The sequence below is a fragment of the Anaerotruncus sp. G3(2012) genome, from assembly GCF_000403395.2.
Lineage (GTDB): Bacteria > Bacillota > Clostridia > Oscillospirales > Ruminococcaceae > Anaerotruncus.
Window position 1 is genome coordinate 284,204 of the sequence record NZ_KE159675.1, and the last position, 25,654, is coordinate 309,857.

Consider the following 25,654-nt stretch of genomic DNA (forward strand, 5'->3'; position numbering starts at 1 on the left):
AAAAGGCCCCGGGTTCGTTTCCCGGCGGTCGGTCTGGCAGCGGAGTCCCACCCTCCGGCGCATAGTTTTCCGGGAACATCGGCTGAAGGGTTGGAGAAAAAACTGGTTCCCGAGGCAAGGAAAGTTTTTCAAAGAGACTGCATAATTCTATCTATGAACAGGGTATTTCAAAAGCGGCCGGACAGCGCTTTTGAGATCTGCACCAGGATAGAAGGATGCAGCCTTTTTTGTTTTCCCGGAGCCTGTGGACGGTCGGAATCCACATCTTTTTAACATATTGCACATAAATGAGGCTGAAAATGAAGATTTCTGAAGATTTTATTGGCAAAAGTGAATGAGTTTTTAATAAATAAGAGAAAAAATATGAACCCAGGGCCTGAAATGCTATAATTTTGATTGGAAAGACCATCCCAATTCTGTGAACAGACCGCCTTTTTTGTAGGCGGCTGGAAGATATGAAGGAGGAAAAACCATGAAAAAGACACGCAGAATTCTCGCGCTGTTGCTGGCGGCCATGCTGACCGTTTCGGCTGCGGGCTGCGGCAGTACATCGGCGCCGGCGAGCAGTGCCCCGGAATCCAGCGCGGCGCAGCCGTCCGAGCCTGCATCAGAATCGGAACCCGCACAGGAAGAAGTGCCGGAGGAGCCGGCGTATACCTCTCTGGACGATTTCGTCCTGTTTGACAAGGACGGACAGACCCTGCGCACCGGGCGTGACGCGACCGGCGAACAGGGCATCGTCTCCACCAGTAAATATGAGGCTTCCAAGATCGGACGCCAGATCATCGAAGAGGGCGGCAACGCGATCGACGCGGCGGTTGCAGCAGCGTTTGCACTCGGCCTGGTTGAGCCGAACTCGTCCGGCATCGGTGGCGGCGGGTTTATGACCCTCTACCTCGCGGAGACCGGCGAAACCCAGTTTATTGATTTCCGTGAGTGCGCCCCGGCAGCAGCCACCCCGGATATGTGGGTGATGGGGGATGACGGTAAGGTTGTCGGCAACGAGATGATGGAGGGCGGCAAGTCGATCGGTGTTCCGGGAGAGGTTGCCGGTATGCTCTACATCCTCGAGAACTACGGCACCATGACCCGTCAGCAGGTGCTCCAGCCGACCATTGATCTGGCGCGCAAGGGCGTTACGGTTACCCCGACCCTCGCAAACGACATGATGGATTCGTTTGACAAGATGATGAAATATCCGGAATTCGGCGAAACCTTCCTGCGTGAGGACGGGCTGCCCTACGGCGTCGGTGAGATCTTCCAGAACCCGGATTACGCCAGCACCCTTGAGCTGATTGCGGAACAGGGCGCAGACGGTTTCTACAAAGGCCCGCTGGCCGAGGCGATCGTTGCCGCGAACAACAAGTATGACGGCCTGATGACCATGGAGGACCTCGCAAATTATCAGGTCAAGGTCACCGAGCCGGTCAAAGGCACCTACCGCGGCTATGAGATCCTCTCTTCCCCGCCGCCGTCCTCGGGTGGCACCATCGTGATCGAGATCCTCAACATCCTTGAGAATTTCGACCTTCCAGGCATGGAGCCGAACTCCGCAGAGGAGCTGCACCTCTTCTCCGAGGCGTTCAAACTGGCGTACGCCGACCGCGCAAAATACATGGGCGACCCGAAATATGTTGACGTCCCGCTCGCCGGCCTGATGAACAAGGAATATGCAAAAACCCTTGCGGCACAGATCGACGTTGAAAAAGCGGCTGAAACGGTAGAGGCAAACGATCCGTGGCCGTATGAGCATGTTGAGACCACCCACTACTCGATCGCGGACAAAGAAGGCAACATGGTTTCGGTCACCAAGACGGTCAACGGCATCTTCGGTTCCGGCGTCTGTGTCGATGGCTACGGATTCATGCTGAACAACGAGATGGGCGACTTTGACTTCGGTCCCGACAAGCCCAACTCGATTGCAGGCGGTAAAGTCCCGCTCTCTTCGATGAGCCCGACGGTTGTCCTCAAAGATGGAAAACCGGCGTTCGTGCTCGGCTCCCCGGGTGCTACCACCATCATCTCCACAGTCGCACAGGTCATCTCCAAGGTGATCGACCATGGCATGACCATGCAGGAGGCGGTCGACGCGCCCCGCATCAAGGGCTTCAAGGACAACAAGATCGACTACGAAACCCGCATTGACCAGGCGGTAATCGACAAGCTGGTTGAGATGGGCCACATCTGCAACCCGCTCGAGGAGTGGAACCGTTCGTTCGGTTCGGTCCAGGCGGTCCTGTACGGTGAGGACGGCGTGCTCCAGGGCGCTGCCGACCCGAGACGTGACGGCAAAGCACTGGGTTACTAATCACAAACCGCATCAGGCAGTTTCCATCGCTTTTGTGTGGATTAAGGGGGCTTTTCTTCTTTAAAAAGCCCCCTCCCCGAAAAAATACGGAACCGGCCCCTGCCAGCCTGCTGTGACCAAAGCGGGCAGGCGGGGCCATACGGACAGATACTACGGAGGTAGATGAAATGATGAGAAAGAAATTTGCAGCGCTGGGTCTGGCGCTGATGTTGACCGTATCTTTGACCGCCTGTGGCGGTGGTTCTTCCGCTCCGGCGAGCAGCGCAGCTCCTGCCGCGCCCGCCACATCCGAAGCAGCCGATGGTACAGCGGCTGGCGGTGAGGTAAAAGGTCTGGAAGGGCCGATTGCCGAGTCCCCGATTCTGCTGACCTCGGTCGGGCAGAGCGCGGATGTCGAGATGGTCAAGGTGATGATGGATAAGGGCGGACTTTCCCCCGAAACCAACAGCCTGGCGACCGAAGCCGACCTGGGCGATAGCAAGACCCTGGTGCTGGCGATCGGCGGTTCCTCCAAGGGATTGGGCGCGGCCGGTATCGACGCGAACCAGGAGCTGGAGCGGGTCAACAAGCTGATCGCTGCGGCAGATGAGAAGGGCATGACGATCATTGCACTGCACATCGGCGGGGAAGCCCGCCGCGGAGACCTCTCCGACAAGTTTGTACCCCCGAGCTTTGAAAAGGCCGATTACGCGATCGTGGTTGCGGACGGCAACAAGGACGGGCTGATGTCCGATCTGGCTTCCAAAGCCGGCATCCCGATGGACGAGGTTACGACGATGGCGGACGTTGTTGAGCCGCTCAAGGCTGCTTTCAAATAAGGTTTGAGGCGTAATCAGCCGGGACAGGGCATTACGTCTGGTTCCGGCTGATTTTCTTTGCCCGGATACCGTCCCTGGGTTCCCACAGAGACGGACGGAGGCATCAAAAAATGTGGAACGGCAGAGCCTGTTTTGGAATCTGGAGTTTGTTTCGTATCTGAATTTTGATTCGGTTTTCCGTCCCGTCCCCCGGGCAGGATGCTACCCGCGGGGATATTAACGAATACCGCGTCCCGGCGCAAGCCGAGAGACTCCTGGGAGGGTGCCTGTGTCCGGGACCCTCCACGCAAAAGACACGGAACAGCTTTTTACGGGCAGGTGGCCCATCCGCAAGGAGGTTTTTGCATGAGTATAGAGTTAATGATCTTTCTCGCCATGGTTGTGGTGTTTGCGGGCGGCTGCTTCCTGCTCAAGCTGCCGGTCAGTATTTCGATGGTGCTTTCCTCTGTGGTCGGCGCGCTGGTCGGCGGACAGGGGGTCCCGCTGCGGCATCTGGTGGAGGGAACCTTCTCCTATGTCGACACCATCCTCGTCATCGCAACCGCGATGATCTTTATGAAGGTGATCCAGGAGAGCGGCGCGCTCGATGCGCTCTCTGCCCTGATTATCGAGAAATTCCACAAAATCCCGGCGCTGCTTCTCTGCCTGATTATGCTGGTGATCATGTTCCCGGGCATGATTACCGGTTCCTCGACCGCGGCGGTTCTCACCGCAGGTTCGATCATGTCCCCGGTTCTGATCCTCATGGGCGTCCCGATGCTCGAAACCGCCTGCATCATTGCGATGGGCGGCATCCTCGGTATGATCGCCCCGCCGGTCAACATTCCGGCCATGATTATCGGCGGCGGTATCGATATCCCGTATGTCGGGTTTGAGATTCCGCTGGCAATCCTCACCTTCCCGCTCGCATTCCTGTTTGTACTGATGTTCGGCTATAAATACGCGAAGAAGATTTCCTATGAGGAGATCGCGCCCAAGCTCAACAACGAGCCGCGCGAAAAGTTCGGCTTCCGGGTTTATATCCCGATCTTTGCCGCAATCATCCTGATGGTGGTCAACAAGGCAGTTCCGCAGATTCCCGACCTGGGAATGCCGCTGGTCTTTCTGATCAGCGCGGTGATCGGCCTGTTCACCGGCTACAAAATCGACATCCTCAAGACCTGCAAAGAGGCGATCAACAGCGTCCTCCCTGTACTCGGTATCCTGATGGGCGTCGGCATGTTCATCCAGATCATGACCCTCACCGGTGTACGCGGCCTGATCGTTACCTCCTGCATCAGCCTGCCCAATCTGCTGCTCTATGTGGCGATGGCAATTTCGATCCCGCTGTTCGGCGCGGTTTCGTCCTACGGCGCGGCTTCGGTTCTGGGTGTCCCGTTCCTGATGGCATTCCTCGCTAAGGATCAGATCATCACTGCGGCGGCAATCTCGCTGATTGCTTCTCTGGGAGATATGATGCCCCCCACCGCGCTTGCAGGAATCTTTGCCGCGCAGGTGGTCGGCCTTAAGAAATATACCGACGTGCTCAAGCGGTGCATCGTTCCCGCGCTGATCCTGATTGCATGGGCGATCCTGATTATCGTATTCTCCCCGCAGATTGCGGCAATCCTTCCTTAACAGAATGGAGCTGAACTCTTTATGATTACATTGATTTATCGCGGGATCATCGCAATCGTGATGTCCTTTACCGTATGGAACCTGTACACCGAAAAAAAGATCGCGCTCCAGGCGAACGCGGCGATCGTTCTGATCCCGCTGCTGCTGCGCCTTCTGATGATTAAGTAAAGGAGGGGCAACGATGAATAAACAGATCATTACCGCATCGGTCTGCCTCCTGGCCTCGCTCACGATCGCTGGGATCACCGGCAAAAATTTCATGGATGTCAAGAAGCCGGATGAGCTGCGTCCCGGCCCGGGTGTGACCCAGACCAAGATGCTCAGCGACTATTTCCCGGATATCGCGGGCACCAATGCCGACAGCACCGTCTATGTGATGGAGGGGGAGCAGCCGGGCGGAAAGATGCTCGTTCTGGGCGGTACCCATGCGAATGAACCTTCGGGGTATCTCGCGGCGATTACCTTTGTGGAGTCGGGTAAAGTGGAGCAGGGGACTGTGTTTGTAATCCCCCGCACCTGTAACAGCGGCTTCACCCACAACGACCCGCAGGAAGGTTCCCCGCAGTACTACACGATCCAGACCAAGGGCGGTCCGCGCCAGTTCCGCTATGGCTCGCGTGCGGCCAACCCGCTCGACCAGTGGCCCGATCCGGACGTTTATGTCCATGCCGCATCGGGGCAGCGGCTCTCCGGCTCGGAGACCCGCAACATCAACCGAACCTATCCGGGCCGCCCGGACGGTACCCTGACCGAAAAGGCTTCCTACGCAATCAGGCAGCTGATCGACAACGAAGGGGTCAACCTGACCTTCGACCTGCACGAGGCATCCCCTGAATATCCGGTCATCAATGCGACGGTTGCCCATGAAACCGCAATGTCGATCGCATCCAATGGGATGTTCGAGCTTCAGATGGCGGGCATCGCAATGAGCCTCGAGCCTTCCCCGACCAACCTGCATGGCCTGACCCACCGCGAGCTGGGGGATTATACCGACACGCTCCCGCTTCTGATGGAGACCGCCAACGCATCGCAGGGCCGTCTGCGGGGAAAAACCAATGCAGACCTCGTGCTCACCGGAAAGGACAAATGCTATGTGAAGGCGCAGAAGCTCGGGTTCCTCTATGTCCCGTACGATGAAACCGGGCATCCGATTGAGGAGCGGGTCGGGCGTCACCTGCAAGGGGTCTATGAGTACTCCAAAGCGTACAGCGCCCAGTATCCGGACACCCCGATCGTTTACAGCGGGCTTCCCAGCTATCAGGAGCTGTTCCTGGATGCGGACCCGTCCGAGCTCGGCGGGACCCGCCTTGGACAATATCTAAACTAATTCCGCTTTTTTCTTTTTCTTCCTATAACCGCGGTAGGCCGTATCTGTAGCATGCAGAACGGCCTATCGCACTATTGCAAATCAGGGCTGCGGCACAGGTAAGGGTTGTATTCCGGCTGGGTTGTATGGTATGTTTATAATCAAATTGTCTGAGAAGCGGTTCACAGGTTTGGCAGGAGGCTTTTTCTCCTGTCCGTTTTTCGGCAATCCGTCCTCAAAAGCCGCTTTTCTGGCGGCGCCCGCGTCCGGACAGATGTTTTGCCGTATGCGCGCATCGCAGCCCTGCCCGTTGCTTCCGCTATTTTACGCCGATTGTAGGATGCTGGCCTGTACCGGTTGACCTATGTTCAGTGAAAAAACGGGGGGAAACAGCGCCTGCGGCATAGGCTCGGAAAGCCATTTTATTGGGAGGAGGCAGATCGGATGAACCTGCATTGGAACCGGCGCAAGTGTTTCTGCCTGCTGGCCGCAGCAGCAATTCTGACCACTCTGGCGGTTGTTCTGCACGCCGCACAGAAGCCGGTTTGCAAAAAACTCGCGGAAGGCACCCCTGCCGAAGCCCGACTGACCATTCTTGAAGGGGAGCGGCCAGGACCGGCACTCTTTGTGGTGGGCGGGGTGCATGGGGATGAAACCGCGGGCTGGACTGCGGCGGACCGTCTTGCCAAAGAGGCCCGGATCTTATCCGGGGCGCTGTATATCGTTTCCCCGGCTAATGCGTGGGGAGCTGCGCACAACAACCGCCTGACCGCTGAAAACCGCGACCTCAACCGGCTGTTTCCCGGCAGGCTGGACGGGGATGCGAGCGAACAGCTAGCAGCCGAGCTGTTTGCAGAGATCGAACAGGCAGCTCCGGAGGTGGTATTCGATCTGCATGAATCCCTGCCAAAGCGTGCCAACCGGGATGACCTCGGCAGTTCGATCATCTTTGATTCGATCGACGGGATCGAGGACCTGGTTTTGGGAATGCTGCTCGAGACCCAGTCGGGCAGCCTTTGCTCTGGGCCGTTCACCTGCTATACAGGCGCGCCGATCGGGAGTATCAACCGGGTGGTGAACGATGCGTTGGGCCTGCGGGTGCTGACCGTCGAAACCTTCCGGGGGGACGACCTCGAAAAACGGGTACAGGATCACCTGGATCTGATACATTACACGCTCAGATATTACGATATGGAATAGATAAACGGAGGAAAACAAAATGTATAGTCTGATCCTGCTGCTTTCCCTCCTCTTTTTCGGATGGCTCGTGGTGGAAAACCGGCTGGCGTGTCACTACCGGCAGCGGATTGCGCATGTGATCCACGTCAACGGCACCCGCGGGAAATCGAGCGTCACCCGCCTGATTGATGCCGGGCTTCGTGCGGGCGGGCTGCGGGTGTTCTGCAAAACCACCGGGACCGTCCCCATGACGATCGGGACTGACGGGATAGACCGCCCGATCCGGCGGTTCGGCTGTGCAAATATCCGGGAACAGCTTTCGATCCTGCGGCAGGCGGCACAATCCGGGGCAGAGGTGCTCGTGATCGAATGTATGGCAGTCGATCCGGCTTACCAGAAGGTCGCCCAACACCGGATGCTCTGCGCAGACATCGGTGTGATTACCAATGTGCGGCTGGATCACACGGATGTAATGGGGGAAACCTTGCCAGAGATCGCGGAGGCGCTCTCGAATACCGTACCGCTCGGCGGGGTCCTCTTCACCGCCGAGCAGGATCAGTTTCCGGTATTGGAAAGAGCGGCGCAACGGCTTGGGACTCGGGCTGTCAGCATCCGGCCGGATGCGCAGACCGGCAGCAGCCTTTCCGCAGTCGACTTCCCAGAAAATGTCGCGCTTGCGCTCGCGGTCTGTGAGCATCTGGGGGTATCAGAAGAGGATGCCTACGCGGGGATGGCAGTCTATAAGCGCGACCCGTATGCGCTCTCTTTCTACCGGTTGGAGAATGGTGGGCTTTTTGTCAATGGGTTGTCGATCAACGACCCGCAATCGACCCGGATGGTTTACGAATCCCTTGTCCAACCGCTCGGGCTTACGGAGAAGCGGGTAACCCTGCTGCTCAACAACCGGGGGGATCGAGTGGCCCGTACCATGCAGATGGCGGAATTGGCCGAAGCGGTTGCACCTGTGCGCATCTGGATGCTCGGGGCGAACAGCGGAATGCTGACGCGGAGGCTTCAAATGCGGATGGGAGAGGGTACACCTCCAATCAAGTGGTTCCAATCAGTTGACCAATTGGATTTTTCTATTATAAATCAACAAGATGTAATCTTTGCGGCGGGCAATATCGCCAAACAGGGAAAGGAATTGATCGAACGGATCAAACAGGAGGGGGAACCATATGTATTATGACATCATCGTGCTGGGGGTGGTGGTGAGCATCCTTTTTTCCGAACTGACCCGTCTTTCCCCGGCCGGACTGGTCGTACCGGGATATTTCGTCCTGAGCCTGCATTCCCCCATGCGGGCCGCCTATACCCTGTTGATCGCATTTCTCGCGCTTGGGGCGGAGAAGCTGCTGGGACGGGTGATGATCCTTTATGGGCGGCGGAGTTTCGCGGCGCTGATCCTGCTTTCGTTCCTGATCGACGGAGCGATCCAGGCGTCGGGCATCTGGGCGGGCAATCCCGGTATGATCGGCTGTCTGGTTGCGGGGATTCTCGCGCGTGAGCTGGAACGGCAGGGGATCGTCCGCTCACTCGGTGCACTGGGTGTTGTGACCGGCGTCCTCTCCCTGCTCCTGCTTGCGATGGGGCATCCGGTTTTCGGCACGCAGGGGGTGTGGAGATGAAACGGCGGCGGGAAGGGATTCTGCTCCTGCTGCTGACGGTTTTCCTGTTCGCCTGCGGACTGGGGATCGCACAGAATGGCAGACTGATCCCTGCGGAAAACCGGGCGGTCAAGCTGGCGGCAGCCGCGCGGATGCAGGCGTGCATGGACGCGGTCAAGGGCTATAAGTCGGAACGCGGCATCCCGCTGCACCCGGGCGACCTGCATCAGACCGGGATGCTCGGGGAAGAATTTAACGGAATGACCACCTCGCTGGGTGCGCTCGAGGCCAAACGCACCTCCGCCAACAGCGATATGGCGGCGCTGGCGGTCGAGCTGTTGCAGCAGGCCGGGATGCAGCCGGGCGACCGGGTCGGGCTGGGGCTTTCGGGATCGTTCCCGGCGCTCAATCTTGCGATGTTGAGTGCCTGCGCGGAACTGGGGCTGGACACGGTCTGCATCGCGTCGATTGGCAGTTCGACGCATGGGGCGAACAACCCGGGCCTGACCTTTCCCGAGATGCTTTCGCTGCTGATCTCGGATGGCCTGCTGCCCGACAGCCTGCACAGCGCGACCATCGGCGGCGACTACGACTGTGGCCGGGAGATGGATGGACAGCTTCGGGAGGCGGCGGTGGAGCGGCTGGAGCGGCGCGGGGTGGACCTCTGGCGGGAGCCGGATTACCAGAAAAACCTGCAAAAGCGGCTGGAAATTTACGGGGAGATCGCCTGTTATGTCAACGTCGGGGGAAACCTGATGTCACTCGGCAGACAGGAGGACAGTATCCGCACCCAGGGCCTGATTCCGCCCGAAGCACCGCTCCACCCGGTTGATGGGAACAGTGGTATGCTCGAGCTGTACCATGCGCAAGGGCTGCCAGTGATCCACCTGCTCAACCTCAAACGGCTCACCGCTGACTATGGGCTGGCGTTTGACCCGGTATCCCTGCCCGAGCCGGGAACCAGCGCGGTCTACTACCGGATTTCCTATCCCAGGCTGCCGGCGCTGCTGGCGGTTTTCTCCGCAGGGGCGGTCCTGATTTTCGAGCGGAAAAGGAGGCGTCATGATGGAACGTCTGCGCGCGGTTAAGATCAACCTGCGGGAACTGCTGATCGGCACCCTGCTGATGGGGTTGAGCCTGCTGCTGCCGATGGTGGTCCACGTGGATAATTTCGGCATCTACCCGATGCTTTTTTCGGCGCTCTCACATCAGGAAAAGACCGATGTGGTCTATGCGGCGCTCCGGCTGGTCGCCCTCAACAGCATCCGCAGCCTGCCGCACTATCTGGGGGCCTACCTGATCGGGGAATCCATGGATTTCGCCTACCGGGAAAAGACGATCCGGTGGCTGCGCCTGCTGATCGTCTGTGTCATGATCCCGCCGGTCTATTTTCTGATCGAGAAAATCTATCATATCCGCTACGACTTCGGGGGGCCTGCCATCCTGCTGATCGCCCTGTTGGTCATCCTGGAAAAGATCGACTTCAGCTTAATCAACATCTCTAAAAAGATGCTGATGCTGGTCATGCTGATCGCTTCGGTGCAGTTTCTTGATGTGATGCCCGCGCTGGAAGGGCTGCCGGTCGGGGGCGGGGAGGTCTCCACCGACATCAGGCGGATCGCATTTTTTCTCGAAGCGGACGGTTTTTTACAGTTTGAGGCCACGCTTCTCTTTTTCCTGCTGTTTGTGGGGGCGCTGCTCTTCTGCAAACTGATTATGGACGAAAACGACCTCAAGCTGCTCAGTGAGCTGAAGGAGCAGAATGAACGGATGCGCACCGAAAAATATATCCAGATGCTGGAGGAACGCACCCTACAGGAGCTGCGCAACCTTGTGCACGACCTGAAAACCCCGCTCACTGCGGCACAGGCACTGGTGGGCGTGGTAAAGATGAACCAGCTGCGCACCGACCCGCCGGATGCGCAGAGCTGCGAATATCTGACCCGGGTGGAGGCGTCGATGGAACACATGAGTGTGATGATCTCGGAAATCCTCTACGAGAACCGCCGGGCCAGTGTCACCACCCAGCGGCTGGTAACCGCGTTGCTCTCGCAGATTTCCAATACGCCCTATGGCAGGGTGGTCCGGGCGGAAAACGAGGTCCCGGAACTGCGCGTCTGGATCAATGAAGTGCGGATGCTGCGCGCGCTGGCAAACGTCCTGCAAAACGCCTACTGCGCGATGGACAAGGAGGAACAGCAGATCTTCCTGCGGGTCTCCGCCGGGCAGGACCGGGACGGTCAGCGCATGATCCAGTTCGATGTGATCGACAACGGCAGGGGGATGGATGCAGAGCTGCTGCACTATGTCTGGGCGGACGGGTTCAGTACCCGCGGCTCCAGCGGGCTGGGGCTGAACTTTGTCCAGCAGGTGGTACAGAATAACAACGGTACGGTAGAAATCAAAAGCACGCCGGGCGAAGGCACCGTCGTGACCATACAGCTTCCAGAAAGCGGGGTAGAAGGATGAACCAGCAGATCAAAATTTTATCAATCGACGATGAAGCGGAAATCCGCTATGCGCTCGGGGCGATCTTCGATTTTGAACACTGGAACGCGGTGATGGCCGCAGATGTGGAGGAAGGGCTGGCGCTCTTCCGGAAGCATCAGCCGGATATCGTGCTGATCGACTACCACCTGCCGCGGATCAACGGGATCGAGGGGGTGCGGATGCTCCGCAGGCTTTCCCCCACTGTGCCGATCCTCGTCTTTACCATCGACGAGAACCAGGAGGTCGCCAACCGGTTTTTGGAGGCGGGTGCGACCGACTTCGCGCTCAAACCGATCAAGGCCCCGGACCTGATCTCCCGCATCCGCCTGCACATCCGGCTGCTCGAGAGCCAGCAGAAGGTTCCCTCGCCCGAGAGCGAACAGCCGGTTCTGGCGAAGGGAATCCGCCGCACCACACTTGAGCTGATCCGTGACTATCTGAAGCAGAACCCGGAGTTTATCACTGCGGACAAGATCGCCGAAGGTACCGGCCTTGCCGACCAGACCACCTACCGGTATCTGCAATATATGGCGTCCGAGTCGATTGTCGAGGTGAACAGCACCTATGGCAAGGTCGGGCGTCCCAAACAGGGCTATCGGTTAAAATAACCTTTGCAGTGAGTAAGGGAAACCGGCTGAAAAGCCTGTAAATCGAAAACCGCCGCCGGTTGAGAAATCCGGCGGCGGCTGTTTATTCCAGGCGCTCCTGAAGCGCGAGGTAGAGCGGACGTGCATCCACTTTTGTACTGGAACGTCCAAAATATTTAAAATGGTACAGTTTGTAGAGATACGCAAGGAACTCCTGCGGAAGGTCGGGATGGCTGGTTACGAAAAACGCCAGAAGGGCGAAGAATTCCGGCGGACGTTTGACCATCCGTTTTCCCGTATAACCGGCGTGGAGGTTGGGCGCATCGGTGAACCGCAGCAGGCTTTCCCATTCGCTTTTTTGCAGCCTGTCCGGGTAAAGCCCGACCAATTGGTTATAAATCCGGAACGCTGCCTGCCGCGCGAGGAATTCCTCCTGCATGAGCTGTTTCTGGATCTGCTCGGAATCCCGCTGGGATTCAAGCAGCCGCACTAGCGGATGCATCCTGCCCATGCCGCCCGGCAGCGCCTGTGCGGGGGCGAGGCTGTATGCGGTGTAAAGCCCCACGCAGAGCAGCCGGGGCAGCAGATAGGCGGGGAGCTCCCGCTGGGTTTCGAGGAAATCGACCAGCATGGCGATAAACTGCGGGTCGTGCTGCATCCCTAAAAATACATCCGAGAAAAAATATTCCTGCCAGTAGCCGCGGGAGTCCCGCTTCTTGTGGTCCCCAAACATCTGCATGAACGTCTGAAGCGCAGCGCAGCTGCGGACCTGCTCCTCCTGCTTTGCCTGCACCTCACCAAAAATCCCGTCAAAATCAATCCCGGAGTCTGTATGCCGGGCAGCAGGCAGTACCGGGGCAGGCACATCAAACGCGCTGCCCGAGAAGGCCGGGAACCGGGGGCGCGGCTTTCGGGACGACGGATTGGAACCGCTGCCATATTTGGTGACCGCTTTGTTCATGGAACGGCTGATCTGACGCTGATCGGCTTGGGGCTGTCGGGTTTTGGCACGCTCGAGCGCCCACTGATAGGCACCATAGAGCGCCTGGAACCCCTCGGGGTCGGTCTCAGGATGGTGCAGTTTGGATTGGGCCGCATACGCACGCTTGATCGCGCGCGTATCATAGGTCGGCTCGATGCCGAGAATCTCCCAGTTGCTCATCCATCAGTCCTCCTCGTCCTCGTCAAACGGTTCATAGTCGCGACCGGGAAAAACCTGATGATCAAACAGATACCGTTCAACCGAGTCAAAGAACCGGTTGGCCTGTTCCCGCGCATGATGGATCAGGCTGGGGGACTGGCTGTCGAGCGCGCGCTGGAAATAGGCGAGATACGCCCCTACCCGCTCGCGCAGCTCGCTGCCCGCCTCGGAAAACAGGCGCTCCCCCCGGGCGACGACCAGCCGGTTTTCCTCCCGGTCCATCGGGTGGATTTTCAGTTTTTGCAGCTCGGACAGCCGCTTTTGCAGTTCCTTCTCTGAAAGCCGGGTGTTCTCCCCAAGGATTACCTTGCTTTTGTGGACCCCATTGGTTTTGTTATGTACATCGACCTCCAGAATCCCGTTGATATCGTACGAAAACCGCACCTGCACACTCTCCTGTCCTCTGGGGGCAGGCGGGACCTCAACCTCAAGCTCACCGAGCTTGAGGTTGGCCTCGGTATAGTAAGCCTCCCCCTGGTAGACCCGCACAGTGATTGCCTTCTGGTTGTCGCTCAGCGTGTAGAACGAGTGCTCCACACTGGTGGGCAGAACGCTGTTGCGCTCGATCATCGGGGACATATGCGGCCGGGTGTCCTTTTCGTCGTTGTAGCTGGCAATCCCAAGGGTGAACGGGCAGACATCGGTCATCATGATGTCACGGATTTCCCCATCCTGCGCCTTGATCCCGGCGTAGACCCCAACTCCCTGCGCAACGATCGTATCGGGCGAGCCGAGTTCCGCCGGTTCGATGCCGAGGATATGGGAGAGATAGGCGCGCACCACCGGCATCCTGCACGAGCCTCCCACCAGCAGAACCTCGTCGATCTCGCGGATCGAGCGGCCGCTGTCGGAAAGCGCGCGGGCAATCACCTTGTTCATCCGCTGGAAGAGCGGCGCGGCGATCCGCACAAGCAGCTCCCGGGTGAGGAGCAGGGAATGCTTCTGCTCCTGCTCCTCCTGGAACAGCAGCACCTGCGGCTGTTCGGTGAGCGCCTGCTTGCAAAGTTCCGCCTGTTTGAGCAGTGCTGCCTGCCTGACAGACGGGAGCAGGTCAAAGGCGATCCCGTTTTCCTGGCAGAAATAGCGGGCGATGGCCTGGTCGAAGTCATTTCCGCCGAGGTGGTTGTCCCCGGCGACCGCTGAAATTTCGATCACATTGTCAAAACAGTCGACCACCGAAACGTCAAGGGTGCCGCCGCCGAAGTCGAAGACCAGGAAACTCTGGTCTTTTTCGGTATTGTTCAAACGGCTCGCCAATGCTGCCGCCGAAGGTTCATTGATGAGACGTTCGGCGTGCAGGCCGGCCAGACGCGCGGCGGCCTTGGTGGCGAACCGCTGGTTGTCGTTGAAATAGGCCGGGACGCTGATGACCGCTTCGGTGACTGGTTCCCCCAGATAGGCCTGTGCATCCTCTTTCAGGCGGCGCAGTACAAACGAGGAAAGCTCCTCGGGGCTGAACTGCTGCCCGCCGAGATTCTGTTTCCGGGAAGTCCCCATCAGACGTTTGAACGAAGCAGCGCTCCGCTCAGGATGGGAGATCAGCCGCTCTTTCGCGACGTTCCCCACGAGGATGGAACCGTCCTCATCCACGCTGACGACGCTCGGTGTCAGGAACCCGCCGAGTGAATTGGGGATCAAAACGCTTTTGCCGTCCTTCCAGACGGAGACAAGACTGTTGGTTGTGCCGAGATCAATTCCGATAATTGCCATATTTCTCACCTGATTTATCTTTTGAAGTTCGAAAAGACTTTTCTTCTCATTATAGCAACTTCCCTCTGTCAAAACAAGATGGCAGAACAGGAACTGGCGTGGAAACATCCGGATTTCAGAGGAATGTCTCCGGCTTGCTGCAAGGAAGGCGCTTTGGGGCTATGGATGCCCGGCAAACGGAAAATAGGCCCCGGAAAGACGGAGCCTATTTGTGATATTTCGCGTTGGCATTGATGGAAAGCGCCCGGTAGAGCTGCTCCAGGAGCATGACCCGCGCGAGCTGATGCGGGAAGGTCATGGGAGACATCGAAAGGCGCAGGGAAGCGGACGCTTTGACCCGCTCGGAAAGCCCATAGGAACCGCCGATCACCAAGGCGAAGGTGGAAACCCCATCGACCGCTGTTTTTTGCAGATACGCCGCCAGCCGTTCAGATGACATCATCTTCCCCTCGATGCACATGGCGACCGTACACGCGCCCTTCGGGAGTTTGGCGAGGATGCGTTCCCCTTCCTTTTCCACGCATTCGGCGATCTGGGCGGGGGAGGGATGGTCGGGCAGACGGTACTCCTCCACCTCAACGACCGAGACGCTGCTCCACATCCCCAGACGTTTGCAGTATTCGGCGCAGCCCTCCCGCATCCAGGCGTCTTTGAGTTTCCCGACCGCGATGATCTGTAGGGAAATCACAGTACCACCATTTCGGACGGGCCGGAACGCGACGCGACCTGCAACAGATAATCCCGGCCTTCCTGCATACCGCTCATCGAGAGGGAACACTGCGCGGTCTGGTAGGCCAGTTCGGGAAGATTGTTGTTTTGTGAGAGATGCCCCAAAACCAGACGGGTGGTCCCGGTGCGCACCAAGCGGGACAGTTCGCCAGAACAGTCCTCATTTGAAAGGTGCCCGATGTTCGAGGCGATCCTTTTTTTGAGCTGATACGGATAGTCGGAGACGCTTAACATCCGCTGGTCGTAATTGGATTCGATCAGAACGAGATCGCTCCCGGTGAGACGTTCCCGCACAGGATCGCTTATGTAGCCAAGATCGGTCGCGACGGTCAGCCTGCGGCCGTCAGGGGTGGAGATCCGGTAGCCCAGGCTGTGCACGCTGTCATGCGGGGTATCAAAACTCTCGATCTCGAGGGCACCCACCTGAAATCGTGCACCATCCTCAACCGCAAAAAGCGGCTGCTCCGGGGAGAAGATGTTATCCCAACAGAGCCGGTCGAGCACTTCACGTGCCGCGTAAACCGGGACTTTTATTTTTTTTAGAAACACCCGCAGGCCGCTCACATGGTCGGTGTGCTCATGGGTGATGAGGATCGCCTGGATAGACTTCGGGTCGATCCCGCGCGCATCCATCGCGCTCATAAGCTGTTTGCAGGAGCGTCCTGCATCGACCAGCAGGGCGGTATCCGATCCGCTGATATAGGTGCTGTTGCCGTTTGAACCGCTGAACAGCGTACAAAACCGCGCCATCTCAAAGCACCGCTTTCAGCACGTGGTCGGGGATCACCACTTTCCGGATGTTTGCCCCGAGTGCACTCAGCTTGCCGACAATATCCTCATAGCCGCGCTCAACATGTTCGATGTTCTCGATCTCGGTGACCCCTTTGGCGGCCATTGCGGCGATCAGTACGGCCGCGCCCGCCCGGAGATCGACCGCGCGTACCGGTGCGCCGGTGAGGCCGGCAGTCCCTTCCACAACGGCAACCTTTCCATCCACCTGGATCATCGCGCCCATCCGGCGCAGTTCATCCACATACCGGAAACGGTTGTCCCAGACCCCTTCGGTCACAATGCTTGTACCATGCGCAAGCGAGAGCAAAGCGGTCATCTGGGGCTGCATATCGGTGGGAAACCCGGGATGCGGCATGGTTTTGACATTGACCTTGTTCAGCGCGCCTTCGCGGATCACGCGGATCGAATCATCGTATTCGATCACTGTCGCCCCCGCCTTTTCCAGCTTTTGGCTGATCGCTTCGAGATGTTTGGGGATCACGTTTTTCACCAGCACGTCCCCACCGGTGGCTGCCGCCGCGACCATATAGGTCCCAGCCTCGATCTGGTCGGGGATGATCGGATAGGTGGTTCCATGCAGGATGTCTACCCCATGGATTTTAATGACGTCGGTGCCGGCGCCGCGGATATCCGCACCCATCGAATTGAGGCAGTTCGCCAGATCGACAATGTGCGGTTCCTTGGCGCAGTTCTCGAGCACAGTGATCCCCTTCGCCTTGACCGCCGCGAGCATGACGTTGATGGTGGCCCCAACCGAAACCACATCGAAATAGATGTGCCCGCCGAGCAGCAGGTCGGCCTGGGTGTTGATCATGCCGCTGTCGATCGAAACCTTTGCCCCCAGCGATTCAAACCCCTTCATATGCTGGTCGATCGGGCGCACACCGAAGTTGCAGCCGCCCGGCATCGAGACGCTTGCGCGGTTGCACCGGCCGAGCAGCGCACCAAGCAGATAGTAAGAAGCGCGCATATACCGCGCCAGCTCGTAAGGGACGACCGGCTCACCGATATAGGTGGTGTCGATCTCGACAGTGGTGCGGTCGAGCACCCGCACCTGTGCGCCCAACGAGCGCAGGATTTTGAAAAGGACAGAAATATCGCTGATATTGGGAATATTTTCAATGACGCATTTGCCCTGCGCCAGAACAGTGGCCGGAATGATCGCAACAGCAGCATTTTTTGCGCCGCTAATGATGACCTCGCCTTTCAGACGGGTCCCGCCTTCAACAACATATTTTTCCAAGTTTATGAAACCTCCAATATTTTACCTCACATAATACCGAGGCAAAACCAGAATCCGCAGCCGCGGGCAGCAGCCGCACTTTACGGATTCCGGGTGATGTTAATGTGAAATCGAAATCAGGGCAGGAAAAAGCCGTTGGAACAGCTTTCCAGACAACTTGAAATACGGTGCCAGACATCAGAAACAGCAGATGTGACTGTTCTGCCGCGCACCATGTGGGAAACAAACAGCAGTTTTTCTCTGTATCTATTATAACACCAACTCAGCCGAATTAAAAGGGAATTTTTTGTCTTTTTCCATGAAAATATAGGAGGAATTTTTTCCAAAGCAGGCCTTAAAACGGCTAGCAGCCAGTTTTGAAGCGCTTTTTGCGCTAAACCGCAGACATGGGTTCCCTGAATTTTACAAAATGCTGTTTCACCAGCCCAAATGCCCGGTTTCCGAGCCGGAACATCCGGTTTGGAATCTGGATATCCGTTATCAAAAAGCATCCCCCACCGGGGACCTTCCGATGGGGGATAAACGCTCTTATTTTTGCCCGTAGAGGTAGGGCGCCGCATTGACCGGCGTACCGCCGATCAGGATTTCGAAGTGCAGATGAGGTCCGCTGCTGTTTCCGGTGCTTCCGATCAGACCGATCTGCTGGCCCTTCTGGACCTGCTGACCGGGCACGACGTCGATCCGGCTCATATGGGCGTATAGGGTCTGCACGCCGCCGCCATGGTCGATACGAACGTGGAAGCCGTAACCGTAGTACCTCTGGCGGACAACCACGACGGTACCTGCTTGGGAGGCCAGAACCGGAGAGCCGTAGCAGCCGCTCCAGGTGAGGTCGGAGCCGGTATGGCCGTAATATCCGCCGTAGCCGGTGCCGATGCGGGCGACCACGGTCGGCCAGCCCCAGGTGCCGGCGGGCGTCGGTTTGTCGGACGCCTGCGGGATGAACGCCAGCGGCTGATTTCCGCCGACCTCGATGATCTGCGGGACTGCCGGCTGGAGGACGGTACGGTCGATCTCTTTGCGCTCGGTTTCCACGCCGTCCACAAGGGTAACCTGCTCGACCACGCGGGCCTTTCCAGCTTCGCCAGCCTGGACCGTTCTGGTCCAGCCGATATTCTGGTTGGGATTGGTCCGCTGCTCAATCTTGTAGCCGACCTCCTCCTCATAGATTTCGGTCTGGATCACCTTTACGCCCAGATACGGAACCGAATTGGAGATCAGCAGGCTGTCGCCCGGGAAGAGTTTGATATCTACTTCGGGGTTGAGCCGTTTCAGCTCCCGGAAGGTGATGCCGTTTTTGGCCGCAATCATAATGGGGGTATCCCCCGCAATAACGGTGTACCGTTTTTCGCCTTCCTCCTCACTGCTGAGGATCTCGACAAGCTGTTCAAACGGCTTGACCGAGGAGACTGGGTAAAGGCCTTTTTTGACCTGAATCTTCTTCATAAAGCTGATCTCGGCATCCCGGCTCATATCGTTGGTGCGGTACTGTTCCCGCATACTGTCCAGATAGTCAAGCAGCGCATCTCCGTCCATCACCGCACTGACAAACCGGTTTTCTACATAAAGCCCCACCGCTTCCTCCAGCTCGTTGCCCGAGGCCCGGATCAGCAGGTTGGTAAGCTCGTCCACCTCCAGAAGGTCGTCTTCGGTGATATAGTCGTCCGGATTCAGAAAACTGCCGCCCTTTTTCAGAATGGTGATCTGGAAGCGGGGGATGATATCTTCCGGTTTTATGTACTGTTCGTTGACGATACGGGCTTTCATCTCGTTTTCGGCCTGGGTAAAGACCGATTCGTCCGCGATATAGCCGAGATCGCGCCCATCATAAACGAGGTTGAGCGCAAGGGTCAGCCCGCTGAAAAATTGGAGCAGAAGTACCAATGCGATGAGCGCGGTGAGCGGCGCCAGATAGCTTAAGACAAAGCCGGCTGCACGCCAGAGTCCGGTGAGGAGCAGACCTGCCATGCGCAGATAGCTGCGGTAGACGCCGGCCTCGCCGCTGAACTTCCTGGCATTTTCCAGTTCCACGCGGAAGCGCCGGCGTTTTTCCTTGAGGTCGCGGATCGGGCTGGTAAGCTCGTGCCGCAGGTTGCGCAGGTGGATGCGGGTTTCCTTTCGGAGCCGGAGGAACCGGGCCTGGAACCATCTTCCAAGGCCGGAGAGCCGCACAGAAAGATGCCGCCGCCGGGTTCTGGTGGAACGCAGAAGCTGGATGCCGACAAAATACAGATACCGATAGATGCGGTTCACACAATAATAGTATGCCCGCTTGATCGGGTTGCCGCGTTTTTTCTCTATCTGATCCCCTTTTTCCGGGGTATTCTCCTCACTCGTGCGATTCGGCTGCCCAGGCTCCTGCGGGCTTTCCGGTTCGCCGGTGTAACGTTCATCGTCCCTCTCTTTTTTCAAGCGCATCAACTCCTTCCGAGCCTGTTCCGCCGATTACGCGGTTCCATTTGAAGTCCCGGCTCTGCCGCATATCGTCAGGCAGGGGGGTGAGAGGTCGTTCTGTCAAGACTCTGCCGGATTCCGAAAAGGCGGGACTGCAAACAGACGCCTTTTCAGATCACTCGAATATAATTATATCTTAAAAACACAGTTTTAGCAAGTATGCGAGGGGTAAGTTTAGCGGTTTTGGATAGCGTTGCGGCAAATTTACAGGGGGATTTGTGTAGATGCGACGAGAGATATGGCGATAATTTCATCATTTTGTGAATAACCTGTGTATAAACCAGCCGGCATCCCTAAAATACAACCGCGCGGCCGTTCCAACGGCCGCGCGGACAGGATATATCAGGAAAGATGCTCCGAAATCCATTGGACGTATTTGTTGCGCCCTATGATTCCCAGAAGATAGGTGTCACCGTTTTTCAGGATCATTTTGACGCCGAACGGGAAGAACGGCGGGGTCAGGCAGGGGGAGACGGTTTGGATGTCGCTCAATGCGATCTCCCAGCTGACCTTGTCGGTCCCGACCAGCCCGCTGGCCAGAAAAACCACCCGCTGGTCGGTGAAATAGGCTCTTCCGCTGATCTGCCGTTTGCCGATGACCGCGGGCTGGCGCCAGCAGTCCGCTGCTACCTTCTGTGCAAAAACCTGCTCGCCTTCCTTGGCTGTAAATGTTGCTTTTGCCATAAAAATCGCTTCCTTTCTTTTTGACCATTGTAAGAACCCGTATTCACAACCATTCGACACCGTCTGAGCGGGTCTTTTGCCGGCCTGCCGCGTTGAAAAATCTTGCAATACACAAAGTATTGTCTGCGTTTTTTCGCCTTGCAGGGCAGCAAAATCCCTCGCCCATCCGGCATCCTCTGATTATGAATACAGGTTCTAATAATCCGGCTTCAGAAACTTAATTGGAAAGAGAATGCTAAAATTCCTATCCCAATCAACCTTCGGCATGACTTATGCCGCCAGGCCAATTGGAGAAGGCTTTTTCTTTTGCAAAAGGTCCCCGCTTGCCGCCCTGCGGGCCGGGGCAGAAGGCGGACGAATCTCGAGGAGAGCGCTCTGCGCCCGGAGGTTTGGTCTGAAACCAGACCTCTGCCATCTCATCGTGCTTTGGTTTCGATCTCTTCGAGTGCGAGTTTGAGGAACTCATCCACCGGCAGGACGCCTTTATCCCCATCGCGGCGGGAACGTACGGCCACACCGCCCGCTTCGATCTCCTTCTCGCCGATGACCAGCATGTAGGGGACCTTCTGGAGCTGGGCCTCACGGATCCGGTAGCCGACCTTCTCATTGCGGTTGTCCACCTCGACCCGCAGGCCCGCAGCGGTAAATTTCTCCGCGACCTGCTCGGCATAGGCGTTGTGCTCGTCGGTGACCGGCAGCAGCTTGGCCTGCACCGGGGCGAGCCAGAGCGGGAATGCGCCCGCGAAATGTTCGGTCAGGATACCGATAAACCGTTCGATGCTTCCGAACACAACCCGGTGGATCATCACCGGACGGTGTTTTTCACCGTCCTTGCCGGTGTAGGTCAGGTCGAACCGCTCGGGCATCTGGAAGTCGAGCTGGATGGTGCCGCACTGCCAGGTGCGTCCGATCGAGTCCTTGAGGTGGAAGTCGATCTTCGGCCCGTAGAAGGCGCCGTCCCCTTCGTTGATGATATATTCCTTGCCGTTCTTTTTCAGGGCAGCGGTCAACGCGTTGGTTGCGGTCTCCCACTGTTCGTCGGTGCCCATCGAATCCTCCGGACGGGTCGAAAGCTCAAGCATATACTCGAACCCGAAGACATTGTAGAAGCTGTCGATCAGCTCCATGACCCCGAGGATTTCCTCTTCGATCTGCTCGGGCGTCATAAAGATATGCGCGTCGTCCTGCGTAAAGCAGCGTACCCGCATCAGGCCATGCAGCGCGCCCGAAAGCTCGTGGCGGTGCACCACGCCAAGCTCGGCCATCCGCTGCGGCAGGTCACGGTAGGAGTGCATCCGGCGTTTGTAGACCAGCATTCCGCCCGGGCAGTTCATCGGTTTGATCGCAAAATCCCGGTCGTCGATTTTGGTGGTGTACATGTTGTCCTTGTAATGATCCCAGTGCCCCGAGCGGTGCCACAGCTCCTCGCTCAGGATCATCGGGGTGCGGATCTCGTGATAACCGCACCGGGTATGCTCGGCGCGCCAGTAGGCTTCGAGCTGGTTGCGAAGGATCATCCCTTTCGGGAAGAAGAAGGGGAAACCGGGGCCTTCCTCATAGAGGTCGAACAGGTCCAGCTCCCGCCCGAGCTTGCGGTGGTCACGCTTTTTGGCCTCCTCCAGCATGGTCAGGTAGGCGTCCAGCTCGCCCGCCTTGGGGAACGCGATGCCATAAACCCGGCAGAGCATCGGGAGATTGCTGTCGCCATGCCAGTAGGCGCCGGTGCTCTGGAGCAGCTTGACCGCCTTGAGCGGTGAAACGGTCATCAGGTGCGGGCCTGCACAGAGGTCGGTGAAATCCCCCTGTTTGTAGAAACTCAGCTCACCGCCTTCTGCCGCGTGCTTCTCCATCAGCTCGAGCTTGTACGGCTGGCTGCTCATCAGCTGTTTGGCCTCGTTAAGCGGCAGGGTGAACCGGCTGACCTCCACGCCGCTCTTGACGATCTTGGCCATCTCTTTTTCAATCGCGGCAAGGTCCTCGGTCGTAAACGGTTTTTCAACGTCAAAATCGTAATAGAACCCGTTTTCCACCGCCGGCCCAATGGTATATTTGGTGTTGGGATACAGCCGCATGACTGCCTGCGCGAGCACATGCGCTGCGGTGTGCCAGAAGGCTTTTTTGCCGTCCGGGTCATCAAAGGTGAGGATTGCCAGCTCGCAGTCCTCATTCAGGACGGTCCGCAGGTCTGCCAGCTCGCCGTTTACTTTTGCAGCACAGGCCGCTTTGTAAAGCCCGGCTCCCAGGCTTTTGGCAACCTCCGCAGCCGTTGTGCCGGCATCGTACTCCCGGACCACGCCGCCTTTTAATGTTACTTTCATCTTTTGTTTCCCCTTTCCGAAAAATTGCCATTGCGCTCCAGAACATGCGCAGAAAAAGAAAAAAGCTCCATCCCGAGTATACCACGGGATGAAGTCAAAAACTCCACGGTTCCACCCGAATTGCAGAAAACCTGCCGCTCGCAGACCGGTAACGGGGTCAGCCGTTGTGCTCATCGCACACGCTCAAGGGGCGGTCGTCTCCCAGCCATACGCCGGCACAGCTCACAGCGGACTGCCATGCCTCTCTGTGACGCATTGATAAGCGGTGGACGTCCCCTTTCATCGCACTTTTGCGCTCTGTTCGGGATGATGCAGTCAGACAGCATCGTCTGAAAGCTGCCTTTCACAGCTCCTATACTATCACCAGCCGAAAGGCTTGTCAATAGATAAATTTCTTGACATTTCCCGGTTTTCTATATAGAATATAGAGTGTCATGCATCATGTTTTATGGCGGCTGTAGCTTTTCATCTTTTTGTGGAAACCATACAGGCGCCACCGAAAATATATCCTCTGCCTTTGTGCAGGTTGCGGACATTGATAATTGAATAAAGGAGGTAATCATTTCTGATGGTAGGCATCATCCCATTTGCAGTCTGTGTTATTGCTGCGTTTTTAATTGGTGCGGTCATCGCCTTTTTCCTGGGCGTGGAATATCGGAAGAAATCTGCGGAAGCCACCCTCGGTTCCGCAGAGGAAGAGGCCAAAAAGTTGATCAGCGACGCAATCAAAACTTCAGAAAGCAAAAAGAAAGAAGTCATTGTAGAAGCGAAAGACGAGATCTACAGGCTCAAGCAGGACAACGAAAAGGAAATGAAGGAGCGCCGGTCGGAGGTTTCCCGTCTCGAGCGGCGGATCCAGCAGAAGGAGGAGTCGGTCGACAAAAAGCTCGACAACCTCGAAAAGAAAGAGGAGCTCATCCAGAACAAGCTCCGGGAGGCCGACCTCAAGCTGCAACAGGCTGAAGAGATCAAATCGCATCAGGTCGAGATGCTCGAAAAAATTTCCGGGTTTACCTCGGATCAGGCGAAAAACTACCTGCTGGCAAACCTCGAAGGGGAACTGACCCACGAGAAAGCGCTGAAAATCTCACAGTTTGAGGCGCAGCTCAAGGATGAGTCCGACCAGCGCGCCCGGGAGATCATTTCGGCTGCGGTCGGCCGGTGCGCGGCGGATTATGTGGCGGAGATCACGGTTTCGGTCGTGCCGCTGCCGAGCGACGAGATGAAGGGCCGGATCATCGGGCGTGAAGGGCGCAATATCCGCACCCTTGAGACGCTCACCGGTGTTGACCTGATTATTGACGATACCCCGGAGGCAATCACCCTGTCGAGCCACGACGCGGTGAAGCGTGAGGTTGCAAGAATATCGCTCGAGCGGCTGATTCAGGACGGCCGGATCCATCCGGCGCGGATTGAGGAGACGGTCGAGAAGGCGCGCCGGGAGATCGAAGGCAAAATCAAGCAGGATGGCGAGCGCGCGGTTATGGAATGCGGTATCCACGGGATGCATCCCGAGCTGGTCAAGCTGCTCGGCCGGATGCGTTACCGCTCCAGCTATGGGCAGAATGTACTTAGCCATTCGATCGAGGTTTCCCAGCTCGCGGGCATGATGGCAGCGGAGCTGGGCGCGGATGAGACTCAGGCGCGCCGCGCTGGTTTGATCCACGATATCGGTAAGTCGATGACCCACGAGATCGAAGGGTCGCATGTGCAGATCGGTGTCGATCTGGCCAGAAAGTATAAGGAGAGCGGGGAGGTCATCCACGCGATCGAAGCCCATCACAACGATGTTGAGCCGAAAACGGTTGTCGCCTGCCTTGTACAGGCGGCGGACGCGATTTCGGCAGCGCGTCCGGGTGCACGCCGCGAGAATCTCGAAAACTATATCAAGCGGCTCGAGAAGCTGGAGGAGATCGCCAATTCGTTCGATGGCGTGGATAAATGCTTTGCAATCCAGGCCGGACGAGAGGTACGGATTATGCTGAAACCTGAGGTTGTATCGGACGACCAGATGACGATTCTGGCGCGCGACATCGTGCGTAAGATCGAGAATGAGCTGGATTATCCGGGACAGATCAAGGTGCACTGCATCCGGGAAAACCGCGCGATCGAATACGCGAAATAGCAGTCTGATTGGAAACGGCATAGCATGTGCGCTATGCCGTTTTCTTATTTTATAAGCTGCTTCAGCAAGGACACTCCCAAACGATTTTTGGGTTTCGCAGCTGTTCCGCGGAGGATCGTTTGGGAAGTGTTTTTTCGGATCTCTGTAACCTGTTGGCCGCTGACAGTGGATAAAAAAGCGTGAGGCAAGGATTTTCCCCTGATTGAAATTTGTTTCACATTTTTATGATGGGAAAATTTCTGAAAATGCTTGACATTTACAAATGGATACGCTATAATAACCACACAATCGAAATTGATTCGCGGGTATGGCGGAATTGGCAGACGCGTTAGATTCAGGTTCTAATGGTCGCAAGGCTGTGCAGGTTCAAGTCCTGTTACCCGCACCATGCCGAGTGTTCATAACGCAACTGAACACTCGTATGTAAAGGAACAGTCGAAAGGCTGTTCCTTTGCTATTTCTATGGGGCGGTCTGCCCCGGTGGAG

The 25,654-nt window shown here is 57.3% G+C and carries 21 protein-coding genes and 1 tRNA gene; 13 read left to right on the forward strand and 9 right to left on the reverse strand.

Features of this window, described 5'->3' with window-relative positions:
• Positions 1 to 472 precede the first annotated feature (472 nt).
• From ggt to C814_RS16665, 11 genes are all read left to right on the forward strand, one after another.
• A complete protein-coding gene (gene ggt, locus C814_RS16620) occupies positions 473 to 2,308 on the forward strand; it encodes a gamma-glutamyltransferase (RefSeq protein WP_016316554.1) in 1,836 nt (611 codons plus the stop codon).
• 167 nt (positions 2,309 to 2,475) lie between these two features.
• Entirely contained in the window at positions 2,476 to 3,126 is a 651-nt protein-coding gene (locus C814_RS16625; RefSeq protein WP_016316555.1) for a DUF6305 family protein, read from the forward strand.
• 345 nt (positions 3,127 to 3,471) lie between these two features.
• The gene (locus C814_RS16630; RefSeq protein WP_016316556.1) at positions 3,472 to 4,743 is read left to right on the forward strand and encodes a TRAP transporter large permease subunit; all 1,272 of its coding nucleotides are present in this window, start codon (positions 3,472 to 3,474) and stop codon (positions 4,741 to 4,743) included.
• 21 nt (positions 4,744 to 4,764) lie between these two features.
• Positions 4,765 to 4,911, forward strand: a complete 147-nt coding sequence (locus C814_RS24215; RefSeq protein WP_016316557.1) for a hypothetical protein — start codon at positions 4,765 to 4,767, stop codon at positions 4,909 to 4,911.
• A 13-nt stretch (positions 4,912 to 4,924) separates the two neighbouring features.
• Positions 4,925 to 6,070: a M14 family metallopeptidase gene (locus C814_RS16635; RefSeq protein WP_016316558.1), complete on the forward strand. Its 1,146-nt coding sequence runs from the start codon at positions 4,925 to 4,927 to the stop codon at positions 6,068 to 6,070.
• 423 nt (positions 6,071 to 6,493) lie between these two features.
• Positions 6,494 to 7,249 carry a succinylglutamate desuccinylase/aspartoacylase domain-containing protein gene (locus C814_RS16640; protein ID WP_016316559.1) on the forward strand — a complete coding sequence of 252 codons (756 nt, stop codon included), beginning with the start codon at positions 6,494 to 6,496 and terminating at the stop codon, positions 7,247 to 7,249.
• Between the two features lie 19 nt (positions 7,250 to 7,268).
• Positions 7,269 to 8,417, forward strand: coding sequence for a poly-gamma-glutamate synthase PgsB (gene pgsB, locus C814_RS16645; RefSeq protein ID WP_016316560.1), 1,149 nt, complete (start codon positions 7,269 to 7,271; stop codon positions 8,415 to 8,417).
• Positions 8,407 to 8,856 (forward strand): poly-gamma-glutamate biosynthesis protein PgsC/CapC, encoded by a 450-nt coding sequence (locus C814_RS16650; RefSeq protein WP_016316561.1) that lies wholly within the window; start codon positions 8,407 to 8,409, stop codon positions 8,854 to 8,856. The genes pgsB and C814_RS16650 overlap by 11 nt, the downstream gene beginning before the upstream one ends.
• Positions 8,853 to 9,923, forward strand: a complete 1,071-nt coding sequence (gene pgsW / locus C814_RS16655; RefSeq protein WP_016316562.1) for a poly-gamma-glutamate system protein — start codon at positions 8,853 to 8,855, stop codon at positions 9,921 to 9,923. Before C814_RS16650 ends, pgsW begins: the two co-directional genes overlap by 4 nt.
• A complete protein-coding gene (locus tag C814_RS16660) occupies positions 9,898 to 11,304 on the forward strand; it encodes a sensor histidine kinase (protein ID WP_081645022.1) in 1,407 nt (468 codons plus the stop codon). Before pgsW ends, C814_RS16660 begins: the two co-directional genes overlap by 26 nt.
• A complete protein-coding gene (locus tag C814_RS16665; RefSeq protein WP_016316564.1) occupies positions 11,301 to 11,933 on the forward strand; it encodes a response regulator in 633 nt (210 codons plus the stop codon). Before C814_RS16660 ends, C814_RS16665 begins: the two co-directional genes overlap by 4 nt.
• Positions 11,934 to 12,015: 82 nt before the next feature.
• Here C814_RS16665 and C814_RS24625 read toward each other — a convergent pair whose 3' ends face one another.
• From C814_RS24625 to thrS, 9 genes are all read right to left on the reverse strand, one after another.
• Positions 12,016 to 13,074: a J domain-containing protein gene (locus C814_RS24625; RefSeq protein ID WP_016316565.1), complete on the reverse strand. Its 1,059-nt coding sequence runs from the start codon at positions 13,072 to 13,074 to the stop codon at positions 12,016 to 12,018.
• Between the two features lie 3 nt (positions 13,075 to 13,077).
• Positions 13,078 to 14,823 (reverse strand): Hsp70 family protein, encoded by a 1,746-nt coding sequence (locus C814_RS16675; protein WP_016316566.1) that lies wholly within the window; start codon positions 14,821 to 14,823, stop codon positions 13,078 to 13,080.
• A 205-nt stretch (positions 14,824 to 15,028) separates the two neighbouring features.
• On the reverse strand, positions 15,029 to 15,511 hold the full coding sequence (gene rlmH, locus C814_RS16680) for a 23S rRNA (pseudouridine(1915)-N(3))-methyltransferase RlmH (RefSeq protein ID WP_016316567.1): 483 nt from the start codon (positions 15,509 to 15,511) through the stop codon (positions 15,029 to 15,031).
• Positions 15,508 to 16,302, reverse strand: a complete 795-nt coding sequence (locus tag C814_RS16685) for an MBL fold metallo-hydrolase (protein ID WP_016316568.1) — start codon at positions 16,300 to 16,302, stop codon at positions 15,508 to 15,510. The genes rlmH and C814_RS16685 overlap by 4 nt, the downstream gene beginning before the upstream one ends.
• Before the next feature lies 1 nt (position 16,303).
• The gene (locus tag C814_RS16690) at positions 16,304 to 17,587 is read right to left on the reverse strand and encodes a UDP-N-acetylglucosamine 1-carboxyvinyltransferase (protein WP_016316569.1); all 1,284 of its coding nucleotides are present in this window, start codon (positions 17,585 to 17,587) and stop codon (positions 16,304 to 16,306) included.
• 116 nt (positions 17,588 to 17,703) lie between these two features.
• On the reverse strand, positions 17,704 to 18,078 hold the full coding sequence (locus C814_RS23790; RefSeq protein WP_155846411.1) for a hypothetical protein: 375 nt from the start codon (positions 18,076 to 18,078) through the stop codon (positions 17,704 to 17,706).
• Positions 18,079 to 18,115: 37 nt separating this feature from the next.
• Positions 18,116 to 19,999: a peptidoglycan DD-metalloendopeptidase family protein gene (locus tag C814_RS16695; RefSeq protein ID WP_016316570.1), complete on the reverse strand. Its 1,884-nt coding sequence runs from the start codon at positions 19,997 to 19,999 to the stop codon at positions 18,116 to 18,118.
• A gap of 384 nt (positions 20,000 to 20,383) precedes the next feature.
• The gene (locus tag C814_RS16700) at positions 20,384 to 20,725 is read right to left on the reverse strand and encodes a hypothetical protein (RefSeq protein WP_016316571.1); all 342 of its coding nucleotides are present in this window, start codon (positions 20,723 to 20,725) and stop codon (positions 20,384 to 20,386) included.
• A 416-nt stretch (positions 20,726 to 21,141) separates the two neighbouring features.
• A complete protein-coding gene (thrS, locus tag C814_RS16705) occupies positions 21,142 to 23,043 on the reverse strand; it encodes a threonine--tRNA ligase (protein ID WP_016316572.1) in 1,902 nt (633 codons plus the stop codon).
• 568 nt (positions 23,044 to 23,611) lie between these two features.
• Between thrS and rny the strand changes: the two genes are divergently transcribed.
• Both rny and C814_RS16715 read left to right on the forward strand, forming a co-directional pair.
• Entirely contained in the window at positions 23,612 to 25,168 is a 1,557-nt protein-coding gene (rny, locus tag C814_RS16710; protein WP_016316573.1) for a ribonuclease Y, read from the forward strand.
• 301 nt (positions 25,169 to 25,469) lie between these two features.
• Positions 25,470 to 25,556, forward strand: a tRNA-Leu gene (locus tag C814_RS16715).
• The last annotated feature ends 98 nt before the right edge of the window (positions 25,557 to 25,654 follow it).

Coding starts and splice junctions, on each gene's coding strand:
- C814_RS16635 (WP_016316558.1), top strand. CDS start 4,925: ATGAATAAACAGATCATTACCGCATCGGTCTGCCTCCTGGCCTCGCTC.
- thrS (WP_016316572.1), bottom strand. CDS start 23,043: ATGAAAGTAACATTAAAAGGCGGCGTGGTCCGGGAGTACGATGCCGGC.
- C814_RS24625 (WP_016316565.1), bottom strand. CDS start 13,074: ATGAGCAACTGGGAGATTCTCGGCATCGAGCCGACCTATGATACGCGC.
- C814_RS16630 (WP_016316556.1), top strand. CDS start 3,472: ATGAGTATAGAGTTAATGATCTTTCTCGCCATGGTTGTGGTGTTTGCG.
- pgsW (WP_016316562.1), top strand. CDS start 8,853: ATGAAACGGCGGCGGGAAGGGATTCTGCTCCTGCTGCTGACGGTTTTC.
- C814_RS16665 (WP_016316564.1), top strand. CDS start 11,301: ATGAACCAGCAGATCAAAATTTTATCAATCGACGATGAAGCGGAAATC.
- C814_RS16625 (WP_016316555.1), top strand. CDS start 2,476: ATGATGAGAAAGAAATTTGCAGCGCTGGGTCTGGCGCTGATGTTGACC.
- pgsB (WP_016316560.1), top strand. CDS start 7,269: ATGTATAGTCTGATCCTGCTGCTTTCCCTCCTCTTTTTCGGATGGCTC.
- C814_RS16640 (WP_016316559.1), top strand. CDS start 6,494: ATGAACCTGCATTGGAACCGGCGCAAGTGTTTCTGCCTGCTGGCCGCA.
- C814_RS16685 (WP_016316568.1), bottom strand. CDS start 16,302: ATGGCGCGGTTTTGTACGCTGTTCAGCGGTTCAAACGGCAACAGCACC.
- C814_RS23790 (WP_155846411.1), bottom strand. CDS start 18,078: ATGCTTTTTGATAACGGATATCCAGATTCCAAACCGGATGTTCCGGCT.
- C814_RS24215 (WP_016316557.1), top strand. CDS start 4,765: ATGATTACATTGATTTATCGCGGGATCATCGCAATCGTGATGTCCTTT.
- C814_RS16650 (WP_016316561.1), top strand. CDS start 8,407: ATGTATTATGACATCATCGTGCTGGGGGTGGTGGTGAGCATCCTTTTT.
- C814_RS16660 (WP_081645022.1), top strand. CDS start 9,898: ATGATGGAACGTCTGCGCGCGGTTAAGATCAACCTGCGGGAACTGCTG.
- C814_RS16700 (WP_016316571.1), bottom strand. CDS start 20,725: ATGGCAAAAGCAACATTTACAGCCAAGGAAGGCGAGCAGGTTTTTGCA.
- rny (WP_016316573.1), top strand. CDS start 23,612: ATGGTAGGCATCATCCCATTTGCAGTCTGTGTTATTGCTGCGTTTTTA.
- ggt (WP_016316554.1), top strand. CDS start 473: ATGAAAAAGACACGCAGAATTCTCGCGCTGTTGCTGGCGGCCATGCTG.
- C814_RS16675 (WP_016316566.1), bottom strand. CDS start 14,823: ATGGCAATTATCGGAATTGATCTCGGCACAACCAACAGTCTTGTCTCC.